10 protein-coding genes are annotated in these 13,441 nt (G+C 68.3%); 6 read left to right on the top strand and 4 right to left on the bottom strand.

Annotation, left to right across the window (positions count from 1 at the left end):
• Positions 1-81: 81 nt before the first annotated feature.
• From AC56LK_RS09025 to AC56LK_RS09015, 3 genes are read right to left on the bottom strand one after another with little or no spacing between them, the layout of a single operon-like run.
• Positions 82-369, bottom strand: coding sequence for a BlaI/MecI/CopY family transcriptional regulator (locus AC56LK_RS09025; protein ID WP_497184213.1), 288 nt, complete (start codon positions 367-369; stop codon positions 82-84).
• 11 nt (positions 370-380) lie between these two features.
• Positions 381-3,533: a pectinesterase family protein gene (locus AC56LK_RS09020; protein WP_497184212.1), complete on the bottom strand. Its 3,153-nt coding sequence runs from the start codon at positions 3,531-3,533 to the stop codon at positions 381-383.
• A complete protein-coding gene (locus AC56LK_RS09015) occupies positions 3,530-4,249 on the bottom strand; it encodes a rhamnogalacturonan acetylesterase (protein WP_497184211.1) in 720 nt (239 codons plus the stop codon). The genes AC56LK_RS09020 and AC56LK_RS09015 overlap by 4 nt, the downstream gene beginning before the upstream one ends.
• 168 nt (positions 4,250-4,417) lie before the next feature.
• Here AC56LK_RS09015 and AC56LK_RS09010 point away from each other — a divergent pair, with 168 nt between their 5' ends.
• The 6 genes from AC56LK_RS09010 to AC56LK_RS08985 all read left to right on the top strand — a co-directional run bounded on the left by AC56LK_RS09010 (position 4,418) and on the right by AC56LK_RS08985 (position 11,170).
• Positions 4,418-5,149, top strand: a complete 732-nt coding sequence (locus AC56LK_RS09010; RefSeq protein WP_497184210.1) for a FadR/GntR family transcriptional regulator — start codon at positions 4,418-4,420, stop codon at positions 5,147-5,149.
• Positions 5,150-5,249: 100 nt separating this feature from the next.
• Positions 5,250-6,167: a 5-dehydro-4-deoxyglucarate dehydratase gene (gene kdgD, locus AC56LK_RS09005; protein WP_497184209.1), complete on the top strand. Its 918-nt coding sequence runs from the start codon at positions 5,250-5,252 to the stop codon at positions 6,165-6,167.
• 3 nt (positions 6,168-6,170) lie between these two features.
• Complete coding sequence (locus tag AC56LK_RS09000) at positions 6,171-7,751, top strand: aldehyde dehydrogenase (NADP(+)) (RefSeq protein ID WP_497184208.1); 1,581 nt, start codon at positions 6,171-6,173, stop codon at positions 7,749-7,751.
• Positions 7,752-7,856: 105 nt separating this feature from the next.
• The gene (locus AC56LK_RS08995) at positions 7,857-9,263 is read left to right on the top strand and encodes an MFS transporter (RefSeq protein WP_497184207.1); all 1,407 of its coding nucleotides are present in this window, start codon (positions 7,857-7,859) and stop codon (positions 9,261-9,263) included.
• Entirely contained in the window at positions 9,263-10,210 is a 948-nt protein-coding gene (locus tag AC56LK_RS08990; protein WP_497184206.1) for an SMP-30/gluconolactonase/LRE family protein, read from the top strand. The genes AC56LK_RS08995 and AC56LK_RS08990 overlap by 1 nt, the downstream gene beginning before the upstream one ends.
• Before the next feature lie 45 nt (positions 10,211-10,255).
• On the top strand, positions 10,256-11,170 hold the full coding sequence (locus tag AC56LK_RS08985; RefSeq protein WP_497184205.1) for a cupin-like domain-containing protein: 915 nt from the start codon (positions 10,256-10,258) through the stop codon (positions 11,168-11,170).
• Here the strand turns inward: AC56LK_RS08985 and AC56LK_RS08980 are convergent.
• Positions 11,167-13,266, bottom strand: coding sequence for a putative bifunctional diguanylate cyclase/phosphodiesterase (locus AC56LK_RS08980; protein WP_497184204.1), 2,100 nt, complete (start codon positions 13,264-13,266; stop codon positions 11,167-11,169). The two genes, AC56LK_RS08985 and AC56LK_RS08980, sit on opposite strands and share 4 nt — an antisense overlap.
• Positions 13,267-13,441 lie beyond the last annotated feature (175 nt).

Here is a 13,441-nt window from a genome sequence, read left to right as displayed (position 1 = left end):
AAGGAATCTTAGTTTGGCGCGGGTGAAGTTGCAAGTGGACCAACCAATTATACGTCAACGGCGACCGTGTTTACAGTTGAGTTAAGACAGAGGAGGCTTGCCATCATCGAGTTCGTCGATCAGCTTGCGCAGTTCCCGGATGTCCGCCTGCGAGAGCTTGCGCTGGCTGCCGACGTGCGCGACCAGCGGCGTGATGCGCCCACCGAACAGGTGGTTGAGCAGGGTCTTGACGGTGGCGGTCTGCCAGTGCTGGCTCTCGGAGAGTGCGACGACGACCTGCTCGGCCACGACCGGGCCGGGGGCGCGCCACAGCACTTCCATGACATGCGACTCGGCGTCGCTGATGTTGATTCCTGAAGCATTCGACATGGCAGCACCATTTACTGCGGATTCCAGCCGCGCGCCGCGAACACCGCGGCGCGGCTGGACAGGCGTTCGGCCTGCGCGCGCTCCATCTGGAAGCCGCCGTAGCTGCGCGGCCGCCCATCCTCCGTCCTGTTGCCGTATTCGCGGAAGCCGCCCTCGACGGGATTCGGCAGCGGCTTGCGGTACCACGCATCCGGGGCGATGTGCGGGCCGACGCTGCAGCCGATGAAGGCCACGTTGTCCCAGGTGTTGGCGGTGCCGGGCGAGCGCGCGAAATAGGTGGCGCCGTCAGGGGGCAGGTTCCCCAGCGGACCGGGGCCGCGGGTCAGGCGCGAACGCAGGAAGACGAAGCCCGGTTCTTCCTTTCCCACGGTGCGCGCCTGCACGATGTAGCCGCCGCTCTCCGGATTGGCGCTGTCGCCGACGGTGCGCAATTCGCTGTCCTCGAACAGGGCGGCACGGTTGTTCCCCCAGACGAAATCGACGTTGCCTTCGATGAGGGATTGGTAGAACCAGGCATAGCCGGTCAGCTGCAGCGTGTCCTGTTCGCTGACGAAGTGGGCGTTGCGCGCCACCAGCCGGCCCTGGTCGCTCCGGAAGAACACCGTCTCGGCCTGTGCCGAGTGGCCATCGCTGCGCCGGGTGCTGTTGTGCAGGGCGATGTCGCGGATCTCGAGCAGGTCGTTGTCCTCGGCCAGGAACAACGCGCGGCCGCCGAGCAGGCCGGGCGTGCCCTCGGGCTGCCCGGTACCCGTACCCGGGTTGCGCGTCTCGCTGTTGGCGGCGCGGATGATGGTCGCTTCGCGGCTCTGGCCGCGCAGGGTGACCTTGTCCTGGTCGCGCAGGTAGAGCAGTTCGGGATAGACGCCGTCGCGCACGTTGACCGTCACCGCCATGTCGCGCGGCAGGGACATTGCATGGTCGAGCGCACCCTGCACGGTGCGGAAGTCGGCGCGCCCGTCGTCGTCCACGGTCACGCTGTCGCCCACCGGCTTGTGCGGCGTGGTGCGAAAGGACCAGCGCGCTCCCGCGAAATCCCTGGCGCTTACCAGCCGGGCATCGACCACGGCTTCGTAGTCGAGGCCATGTTCCAGCGCCTGCGGCAGGCGCACGCGCACTTCCTTGCCCAGCACCGTGATCGCATGCTGGCGCACCAGGCGCTGGCGTGGCAGGGGGGCGAGCGCGGCGATGGCTTCGCCGGGACGCAGCACCGCCACCAGGGCCCCGTCGCGTTTGCGGTAGATGCGCACGCTGCCCTGGCCGCTCAGGACCGGTTGTTCCCGGAAGACCAGGCGCAGCGGCGTGTCGGTCGGCACGCCGCGTTCGCGGTGGGCCGGATGGACGGTGATGGCGCCTGGGACGGCGGCGCTTGCCGGCGCGCTGAAGGGCTTGCCCACGTCGACCGTGAAGATGGCCTGCGCCCAGGGATCGTCCAGGCTGCGTACGGTAACGATGCTGCGGCCGGCCGCAAGCGGCGTCACGCGCAGGGCGCCGCCTTCCGCCTGTGCGGCGGCGATGCGCCCATCGGCAGTGTCGGCAGCGATGCGGGTCGCACCGCCCACCCGCACGAGGTCGGGTGCATCGCCCGCCTGCAGGACGAGACGGTCCGCGCCGACGTGCACGGTTACGCGTTCCGGCAGGCCGGCAGGGCCACCGCGCAGGTCGAGCAGGGTGCTCGCGCCGGCATCCCAGGACACCGGCTGCACGGCAGGCAGCGCTGGCGCCACCAGCCAGGTCGCACGGTCGCCGTCGACCAGGACGTGCAGCATCTTGCCCTGCGGTCCCGGTTCGGCCGCAAAGCGGAGCACGACCGGGCCGGGCAGCGGCGCATTGCGGCGCACCTGCTTGATGCGCCTGACGTCGCCGCCGCGCGATTCCAGCAGTTCCACCACCAACACCTTGCCGTTGTCCGCCAGTTGCAGGCTCGCGCCTTGCCAGTCGCCAGCCGCGTCCTGGCGTGCGCGCAGCACGAAGGGAGCGCCGGCCGCCGGCAGGATGCGCGCCTCGGCAACGCCGTCCGCCGTGTCTCGCCAGGCGTGCGGGCCGGCATGCTCGAGCACATGGCGCGGCACCTCGGCCGCGGGCAGGGCCGTGAAGCCGTAGGGCACGCGCCAGCCGGCGTCGCCGCCATACGGGCAGTCCTTCAGCGCATCGCCGTTCAGCAGCGATCCCTCGTCGCTGAAGACGCCCGGGCTCGCGCCGGGATCGCGCACCACCTGCCTGCAGCTGCGTGCACCGGCGATCTCGAAGGCATTCGCGCTCGAGACGATGCGCGAGGCGTGGGCCACGCCGACGCTGTAGCCATGGCCGTAGACCGGGTGCTTGCGGTCGCCCACATAGTAATTGTTCAGCAGGTGGACCTGGCCGTAGCGCACGCGCGGCGCGCGCTCGGCGACGTGCTCGAACAGGTTGCCCTTGAGCGTCACGCGCAGGTGGCCCTGGTCGCCGCTGGCGCGGTCGCTCGAGCCGATCAGCATGTTCTTCTCGTGCAGGGTGAAGCGGTTGTAGGTGACGCTGACGAAATCCGCGCCGGCGTTGATGTCGAGCGCACCGTCGTGGCACTGCTTGCGCATGCCGTTTTCGAGCGGCTGCATGTCGTCGGTGTGCGGGGCGTCGGTAAAGCTGTTGTGGTCGATCCAGACGTGGTGCGAGCCCGAGACGGTGATGGCGTCGAACAGCGAGTTCCAGTTGCCCTTGGCGCCGTCCTGCGGGTCCCAGCGCGGGCCTGCGTCGCAGGGATTGCGCAGCGCCAGGTTGCGGATGATCACCTGGGAGACCTTGGCCACCGCGAGCGAGGCGTTGACGAAGCCGGCGCCCGGCCCCACGCCGATCAGCGTCGTGTTCGACGGGACGTGCACGGTGCCGCGCCGCGCCTGGTCCCCGCTGCCGGCGAAGGCGCGGCCCTCGCTCATGTCGATGCTGGCCGCCACGCGCACGATGCGCGCCGGGGCCGGCGTCGCCAGTGCCTCCAGCAGTTGCGCGCGGTTGCGCACCGTGTACACATGGGCCGGACTGGCCAGGGCGCCGCCGCGGGTGCCGCCTTCCTGGGCGGCCCAGCCGTCGGAGGGCGCGTGCTGGCGCTCGGCCAGGGCGGGTGCCGTGGAGGCGGCCACGAATGGCGCGGCGCCGGCCAGTGCCAGCGCGATGGCGGCGAGTCGCGCGCTCACCGCGCGCCCCGCATCGACGCCGACAGGGCCGGAAGCTTGCGCACGAGTTCCTGCGCCACGATGCCTGAAAAGCGTTCCGCGCCCAGCGGGCCGAGGTGGGTGTAATCGAAATTCGCGCCGGTGCGCGCCAGCTTGTCGGCTTCTTTCGGGCCCATGGCCTGCACGGCGGCCAGCGACAGCGCGTTCAGGTCGACCAGCGGCGTCCTGGTGCCGCGCGCGATCTCGCGCACGGTGCCGGCCCAGGGTGCGAGGTCGTTGTGCACGTAGCCATCCTTGAAGCTGCGGCGGGTCAGCGGCGTCACCAGCACCGGCACGCCGCCCAGCGAGCGCGCCTCTTCCACGTAGCGCTTCATGTTGGCCGGGAATTCGGTGACGTAGTCGGTGGAGCGTCCCGGCTTGCCCGGCTGGTCGTTGTGGCCGAACTGGATCAGCACATAGGTCTTGCGGAAGCCCGCGCCGTCGCGCAGCAGGCCCATGACTTCGTCCCAGCGCTTCTCGGCGCGGAAGCTCCCCGAGCTGCGGCCGCCGCGCGCCAGGTTGTGGCAGGCCGTCTCCGGCGTGAAGCGCGCGCACAGGGCGTCGCCGTAGCCGGTGGTGCTGGCCATGGTGGAATCGCCGACCAGGATCACGCGGTCGGGCAGGGCCGGCGCGGCGTCGGCCTGGAGGGCGAAGAGCAGGGGGAGGGCAGAGACGAGAGAGCGGGCAAGACGTGGCATGGGCAGACTCCTGGGTAATCGTCAGATTCTATTTTGGTCTGGCCAATTTATCAAGCGGCCAGGCCGGGATGCGATTGTTGCATCTGAAGGACACTCGTCTTGTCATAGGATGTCAGACATCTTGTCTTGCTATATAATCGTCTTATCCATTCTCAACCTGTTCATCCCATGCTCCCCTCGCAGCGCAAACCCCGCAACCTGGCGCAAGGCGTCGTCGAACAGATCAGCAGCAGCATCCGCCAGGGCGTGCTCAAGCCGGGCGAGAAGCTGCCGACCGAATCGTCGATGATGGCCCAGCACGGGGTCAGCCGCACGGTGGTGCGCGAGGCGATTTCGCACCTGCAGGCCTCGGGCCTGGTGCAGACGCGCCACGGCATCGGCACCTTCGTGCTGGAACCGGCGCCGCAGTCGGGCCTGGGCATCGATGCGGAGAGTATCCTGACCCTGCGCGACGTGCTGGCGATCCTGGAACTGCGCATCGGCGTCGAGACCGAAACCGCCGGCCTGGCCGCCGTGCGCCGCAGCGACGAACAGGTGCGGGAGCTGGGCGCGGCCCTCGGCGAGATGCACGAGGCGATGGCGGTGGGCCGCTCGGCGGCCGAGGCCGACCGGCGCTTCCACCTGCTGATCGCGCAAGCCACCGGCAACCGCTATTTCGCCGACATCCTGGCCCAGCTGGGCAACGCCATCATCCCGCGCGCGCGCCTGAACACGGTGGAGCTGGAACAGGACAAGCCCGCCAATTTCAACGAGCGCGTCAGCCGCGAGCACGACGACATCTTCCGCGCCATCGAACGGCGCGATCCGGAGGCCGCGCGCGCGGCCATGCGCACCCACCTTTCCAACAGCCGCGAACGCTTGGTACAGGCGCAGCACCGCATCGAATCGATGATCAACTAGAAAAATTCGCATTTTGTGCTTGCGAGGTCATCGGTTCAGTTGTACGATGACATACAACTTAGCAGCACATCTCACCCATCACTGTCCTGGAGACTCTGTAATGCAACCACTCGAACTACAAAAAGTCCTGTCGCACGGCCTGCTGTCCTTCCCGGTTACCGACTTCGATGCACAAGGTGACTTCAACCCGGCCGGCTACCGCTCCCGCCTCGAGTGGCTGGCACCTTACGGCGCGACCGCGCTGTTCGCCGCCGGCGGCACCGGCGAATACTTCTCGCTGCACGGCGAGGAATACGGCCAGATCGTCAAGACCGCGGTCGACACCTGCGCCGGCAGCGGCGTCGCGATCCTGGCAGGCTGCGGCGGCCCGACCCGCACCGCCATCGCCCACGCACAGGAAGCCGAGCGCCAGGGCGCGCAGGGCCTGCTGCTGCTGCCGCACTACCTGACCGAATCCAACCAGGACGGCCTGATCGCCCACGTCGAAGCGGTGTGCCGCTCCGTGAAGATCGGCGTGGTCGTGTACAACCGCGCCTCCTGCCGCCTGAGCGCGGACTCGCTGGCCAAGCTGGCCGACCGCTGCCCGAACCTGATCGGCTTCAAGGACGGCATCGGCGACATCGAGCTGATGGTGTCGATCTACCGCAAGATGGGTGACCGCTTCAGCTACCTGGGCGGCCTGCCGACCGCGGAAGTGTATGCCGGCGCCTACAAGGCCCTGGGCACCCCGGTGTACTCGTCGGCCGTGTTCAACTTCGTGCCGCAACTGGCGATGGACTTCTACCACGCCACCGTCGCCGGCGACACCGCCACCACCAACCGCATGCTGGACGAGTTCTTCCTGCCTTACCTGGAGATCCGCAACCGCAAGGGCGGCTACGCCGTCAGCATCGTCAAGGCCGGCGCCCGCGTGGTCGGCCATGGCGCAGGTCCGGTGCGTCCGCCGCTGACCGACCTGACCCCGGCCGAAGACGAAATGCTGCTGGCCCTGATCCAGAAACAGAAGAACGCGGTATAAGCCATGCAGATCACTGGTGAAATGATCATCGGCAGCCAACTCGTCCGCGGCAGCGCGGGCGAGGTGCAAGCCTACAACCCGTCCACCCGCGCCGAGATCGCACCTGGCTTTGGCCAGGCCACCGGCGCCGACGTCGAGCGCGCCTGCGAACTCGCAGCCGCCGCCTTCGATCCCTACCGCGCCCTGCCGCTGGAGCAGCGCGCCCGCTTCCTGGAAGCGGTGGCGGAGCAGATCCTGGCCATCGGTTCGGCCCTGATCGAACGCGCCCAGCAGGAAACCGGCCTGCCGCAAGCCCGCCTGGAAGGCGAGCGCATGCGCACCGTGAACCAGCTGCGCCTGTTCGCGAAAGTGGTGCGCGACGGCCGCTTCCTGGGCGCGACCATCGACACCGCGCTGCCGGAACGCACCCCGCCGCGTCCCGACCTGCGCCTGTCCAAGATCGGCCTCGGCCCGGTCGTGGTCTTCGGCGCCAGTAACTTCCCGCTGGCCTTCTCGGTCGCTGGCGGCGATACTGCATCGGCACTGGCAGCAGGCTGCCCGGTCATCGTGAAGGCGCACGGCGCCCACCTCGGCACCTCCGAACTGGTCGGCCGCGCCGTCCAGCGCGCGGTCGCCGAATGCGGCCTGCCGGAAGGCGTGTTCTCGATGATCTTCGGCGACGGCCGTACCGTCGGCCAGCAACTGGTCAGCCATCCGGCCATCAAGGCGGTCGGCTTCACCGGTTCGCGTGGCGGCGGCACCGCGCTGATGCGCACCGCGGCCGCACGTCCGGAACCGATCCCGGTCTACGCCGAGATGAGCAGCGTGAACCCGGTGTTCCTCCTGCCGGCCGCGCTGGAAGAAGGCGGCGCCGCGCTGGCGACCGGCTTCGTCGACTCGCTGACCCTGGGCGTCGGCCAGTTCTGCACCAACCCGGGCCTGGTGTTCGCGGTCAAGGGCGCGGCCCTTGGCGCCTTCACTGCGGCGGCGACCACCGCGCTGGCAGGCAAGGGCGCCGGCACCATGCTGACCGCCGGCATCCATGACGCCTACAACAGCGGCATCGCGCGCTTCGGCGCCACCTCGGGCGTGCGCCTGGTGGCCCAGGGCAGTACCGAAGGCATCGGCTGCGCCGCCCAGGCTGCGTTGTACGAAGTCGACGCCCTCGACTTCTTCGCGAATCCGGACCTGCAGGACGAGGTGTTCGGCCCGGCCGCCATGGTGGTGCGTTTCGACAGCGCCGAGCAGTTGCTGCAGGCCGCCGAGAAGCTGCACGGCCAGCTGACCGCGACCGTGCACGTGAAACCGGCCGACCATCCGCTGGCCGCACGCCTGCTGCCGGTGTTGGAGCGCAAGGCGGGCCGTGTGCTGTTCAACGGCTTCCCGACCGGCGTCGAAGTGTCGCACGCGATGGTCCACGGCGGCCCGTTCCCGGCCACCAGCGACAGCCGCACCACCTCCGTGGGCGCGAGCGCGATCGACCGCTTCCTGCGTCCGGTGTGCTACCAGAACCTGCCGGAAGGCTTGCTGCCGGAAGCACTTCGCGACGACAATCCACTGCGCCTCGCACGCGTGCTGGACGGAGACTTGAAAGTCGCAGAGTAATGTGAGGGGGCGCGAGGTTCGACTTACCTGCGCACCCCCTTTGTATCCCATCGCAGCACCAGCCGGGGGAGACACCGGCTGTTTCATTTGAAGAGAACTGATCCCATGAATCAGCAAGTCATGAGCATGAGCCCGGAACAGACCTCCGGGCACACCTCGACGGTGGGCAAATACCGCTGGACCATCTGCGCCCTGCTGTTCTTCGCCACCACCATCAATTACCTCGACCGCCAGGTCCTGAGCCTGCTCGCGCCCCTGCTCACCAAGGAATTCGGCTGGTCGAACACCGACTACGCCAACATCACGGCGGTCTTCCAGTTCGTCTACGCGATCTCGATGCTGTTCGCCGGCCGCGTGATCGACCGCCTCGGCACCAAGCGCGCCTTCGTCCTCGCGATCGTGGTGTGGTCGATCGGCGCCATCGCGCACGCCTACGCGATCGGCATCGGCACCGCCGTCAACAGCGTGTTCACCACCCTCGGCCTGGCCGCGGTGCCGGTGTCGATCATCGGCTTCATGGTGGGCCGCGCGGTGCTGGCGATCGGCGAGGCGGGCAACTTCCCGGCTGCGATCAAGGCCACCGCCGAATACTTCCCCAAGCGCGAGCGTTCGTTCGCCACCGGCATCTTCAACTCCGGCGCCAACGTCGGCGCGATCCTGGCGCCGCTGACCGTGCCCCTGATCGCCGAGTTCTGGGGCTGGCAGTCCGCCTTCATCGCGGTTGGCGCCATCGGCTTCCTCTGGATGGGCATCTGGATCTGGCTGTACGACACGCCGGACCGCCAGAAGCGCCTCAGTGCGGGCGAACTGGCCTACATCAACAGCGACAGCGCACCCGTGGACGCCAGCCCGGCCGCGGCCAAGCCGAAAGCCTCGTGGTTCAAGCTGCTCGGCTACCGCCAGACCTGGGCCTTCGCCTTCGGCAAGTTCATGACCGACGGCGTGTGGTGGTTCTTCCTGTTCTGGCTGCCGAAGTACATGTCGGCCCAGTACGGCCTCACGGGCCCGGAAATGGTCGTGCCGCTGGCCGTCCTGTACAGCATGACGATGGTGGGTTCGATCGGCGGCGGTTGGTTGCCGACCTGGTTCATCGACCGCGGCCACAGCATCTACCAGGGCCGCATGCGCGCCATGTTCACCATCGCCCTGTTCCCGCTGGTGGTGCTGCTGGCACAGCCGCTCGGCTACCTGGGCTTCTGGTTCCCGGTGATCCTGATCGGCATCGGCGCCTCGGCCCACCAGGCCTGGTCGGCCAACCTGTTTACCACCGTCTCGGACATGTTCCCGAAACACAGTGTCGGCTCGGTGGTCGGCATCGGCGGCATGGCCGGCGGCCTGGGCGGCGTGCTGCTCACCAAGCTGGGCGGCTGGCTGTTCGACTACTACGGCGCCCAGGGCCACCTGGAGACCGGCTACCTGATCATGTTCTCGATCTGCGCGCTGGCCTATATGGTCGCCTGGCTGGTGATGAAGGCCCTGGTGCCGGCACACCGCGAGATCACCGACCTGTAATGGCGATGGAGATCATCCGTATCGACGGCGTGCACTGCGCCACCGGCGAGAGCCCGACCTGGAACGCGCTCGAGGGAGCGTGGTACTGGGTCGACATTCCCGCGCGCCGCGTCTGGCGCATGGAGCATGCCAGCGGCGCCACGCGCCACTGGGAAGCGCCGGAGATGGTGGCCTGCGTGGCCGCCTCCCTGGATGGCAGCCTGGTGGCCGGCATGGAGACCGGCATCTTCCGCCTGCAGCTGGAAGGTAAGGGAAATGAGGACGGCAAGGCCGAGGCCACGCGCCTGGCGGCACCGCCGGTGACCGAGCTGGGCCAAGGCATGCGCTTCAACGACGGGCGCTGCGACCGCCAGGGCCGCTTCTGGAGCGGCACCATGTTCATGGACATGGGCGCGGCGCGCGCGGTGGGCGGCTTGTACCGCTACAGCGCCGACGGCGAACTGCACGGCCCGGTGGTCAGCCATATGCTGACCCAGAACGGCCTGGCCTGGTCGCCCGACGGACGCACCATGTACCTGTCGGATTCGCATCCGCAGTGCCGCACGGTGTGGGCCTTCGACTACGACACCGAGCAGGGCATCCCGTACAACAAGCGCGTCTTCCTCGACCTGACCGGGCAGAAGGGCCGCCCGGACGGCGCCGCGGTCGATGCCGACGGCTGCTACTGGACCTGCGCCAACGACGCCGGCCTGCTGCAGCGCTTCACGCCAAGCGGACAGCTGGACCGCGAGATCGCGCTGCCGATGGCCAAGCCCTCGATGTGCGCTTTCGGCGGCCCGGCGCTCGACACCCTGCTGGTGACCTCGATCGATCCGGGCACCGGTGGCGACGCCGGTTCGGTCGTGCTGCTGCGCCCGGGCGTGCAGGGTGTGGCGGAAACGCCGTTCGGCACCGCCCGCACCTGGCCGGCCGCACCTAAGGTCGACTTTTCAGCCTCCAGGCAGTAAGCTGTCCGCGATTTCGTGAACGGTCTGCCTGGAAGCGCTGAAAGAATGTCTGGTAACAGTAGTGATTTGATCAAGCCGCGGCTGCCGCCCTTGCCCAGCCTGGCCGCCACCCCCGAAGAGGAAGCCGCCCGCCGCCTGGCGCAGGAAGAGCGCGATGCGGCGGTGCGCGGCGTCGTCGCGATTCCGGCGATGCGCGAGGCCGTCAAGCGCGCGGCACGCGAACTCCCCCTGATCTCCGACGTGCCCCGCACGGGCCCCTTGAGCGCCGCGGTCTTCCAGCAGCGCGCCGAGCAGGGCCTGCCTTTCCTGATGAGCGGCCTGGTCGGGCGCTGGCCCCTGTGCAGCCTGTCGCCGCAGATCCTGTGCGACCGCTACAGCGAAGTGCGGGTGCGGGCCCGCACCGGCGACTACATCGCCAATGCCTTCCGCGCCGACCGTCCGATGCAGGACATGTCGATGCGCGAGTACCTGGAACTGGTGGCCTGCGGCAGCGGCAGCCTGCCGCCGCCCTACGTCGGCAACCTCGAACTGAGCGAACTGAACACCCTGTGCCACTGGCCGGGCTATTTTCGTAAAATGGGGCCGCCGCGGTTCTGGCTCGGCCCCGCCGGCACGGTGACGCCCCTGCACTGCGACTTCGACGACAACATCTTCGCCCAGATCTGGGGGGCCAAGCGCATCTTCCTGGTGCCGCCCCACCACGATGAATTCCTGTACGTGCGCGAAGCCAACCCGGTGCTGTTCGGATCGCCCGTCGATCCGGAAGCGCCCGACTTCGAGCGCTTCCCGCTGGCGCGCCGGGCCAACATGATCGAGTGCATCGTCCAGCCGGGCGAGCTGCTGTACGTGCCGGCCGGCTGGTACCACCAGGTGCGTGCGCTGAGTTTTTCGCTGTCCGCGAACCGCTGGGCGCGCGGCGTGCCGCTGGCGCTGCACGACGATCCCTCGGTGCGCCGCTAGTGCACCATGCGCGCGTACTGGGTGAAATGCTCGGCGCTCAGCGCATGCTGGTATAAGAAACCCTGGTAGATGAAGCAGCCCGCGTCCGACAGGAACTGGCGCTGCCCCGGCGTCTCGACGCCTTCCGCGATCACCTGCAGGCCCAGGCTCTCGCCCAGCGCGATGATCGAGCGTACGATCGAGGCGTCGTTCTGGTCGGTCAGCACGTCGCGCATGAAGGACTGGTCGATCTTGAGCTGGTCGAGCGGCAGCTTGCGCAGGTAGGCCAGCGACGAGTAGCCGGTCCCGAAGTCATCCAGCGAAAAGCTGATGCCGCGCCGCTTGAGCATGGCCATGGTGTGCGCGGTCTGGGTGAAGTCGCTGACCACCAGGCTTTCGGTCAGCTCGAGCTTGAGGCTGGAAGGCTGGACCCCGGTTTCTTCGAAGACCTGCTGCAGCATCGGCACGAAATCCGGTTCGATGAACTGGCCGGCGCTGATGTTGACCGACAGCGTCAGCCCGGCCATGTCCTGATAGCGCTGCCAGCGCGCCAGCTCGGCGCAGGCGGTGCGCAGCACCCAGCGTCCGATGTCGATGATCAGGCCGCTCTCCTCGGCAGCCCGGATGAATTCCGCCGGATACAGCAGCCTGCCGTCCGGCAGGCGCCAGCGCAGCAGCGCCTCGGCGCCGATCACCCGGCTGCTGCGGTCCAGCTGCGGCTGGTAATGCAGCACGAACTCCTCGTCGCGCAGCGCGCGCCGCATCGCACCCTCCAGCTCGGCGCGGGCCGACCACGCGGCCTGCACCGCCGGGTCGTGGAAACGGTAGGTGTTGCGCCCGCAGGCCTTGGCCTGGTACATCGCGGCGTCGGCCTGGCGCAAGGTCGATTCGACCGTGTCGACGGTGCCGCACATGGTGGTCACGCCGACGCTGACCGACACCGAATACACCATCTCGGCCAGCTGGAAGGGCGCCGCCATCGCGGCCACCACCTTGGCCGCCACCGTCTCGGCCTGGGCCGCAGCGCCTTCGCGCGTGTCGTCGCCGGGCTGGATCAGGATCACGAACTCGTCGCCGCCGAGGCGCGCCACCATGTCGGCTTCGCGCACGCAGTGTTCGAGGCGCCGCGCCACTGCCTGCAGCAGCAGGTCGCCGGCTGCATGGCCCTGGGAATCGTTCAGGTACTTGAAATTGTCGAGGTCGCAGAACATCAGGGCGCCGCACTTGCGTGTGCGCGCACTGCCCAGCAGGGCGCGGCGCAGGTGGTCGAGCAGGCTGGCGCGGTTCGGCAGGTCGGTCAGCGGGTCGAAGAAGGCAAGACGGTAGATTCGCGCTTCATTGTGCTTGCGCTCGCTGATGTCGGTGCTGATCACCAGGATCTTTTGCGGCCCGCCCGCTTCGCGGTCGGCCGCCAGCAGTGTCCAGCGGGTGTCGGTCTCGATGCAGACGCCGTCGCGCCGCAGGTGAGACAGCTCGCCGGTCCACTCTCCGTTGGCGAGCGTGTTCTCGTAGGCGGCCTGGTAGGCCGGCAGGTTTTCGCACAGCAGATCGGAAAACTTCCTGCCGCGTGCCTCGGTCCCACTCCAGCCGTAGAGCCGTTCGGCGCCATTGTTCCAGTAGGTGATGCGCGAATTCAGGTCCATTGCGATGATGGCGTCGCGCGCCTGCTGCAGATACGAGGCCTGCTCGTGCACCAGCATGTTCGCGTTGCGCAGCTGGGTGTAGTCGAACAGGAAGCCTTCGAGCAACTGGCCGCCGCTTCCCGGCATGGCGGCGCCCTGTTCGAACACCCACTTGGTCTCGCCGTCGGCGCAGCGGATGCGGTAGGTCAGCTGGTAGGAGCGCCCTTGTTGCACGGCCAAGCTGACGCCGCGCTCCACGGGAAGCCGGTCGTCGGGATGGATGATGCTGGCATAGCTGATGCCGGGGCGCGCCAGGAATGCGGCGGCGGAATAGCCGGTCAGCCGCTCGATGCCCTCGCTGGCGAATTCCATCGTCCAGTCGCTGTCGACGCGGCAGCGGTAGGCGGCGCCGGGCAGGTTTTGCAGCAGGCGCTCGAGCGACATCGTATGGGCGTCGCTGACTGCGTGCGATTGCGGTCCGTCAAGAGCGCTCATGCGGCCTCTCGAAGTGGTCTGGGAAACTTATAGATTTAGTTATGCAATGCCGGTAACCATGGTAGCGCAAAACTGCACCGTATTGACGCCGCGCGATTGAAAATCGAAAAGAATGTTGTAGCTGGGCCAGCGCCCGCAAGACAGAGCGCGCCGCCGGGCAGCGGCGCGCCCGAGA

The sequence above is a fragment of the Telluria sp. ZB4P36 genome, from assembly GCF_059685865.1.
The sequence above is the reverse complement of the archived record's forward strand: the minus strand, read 5'-3'. Positions and strand labels throughout refer to the sequence as shown.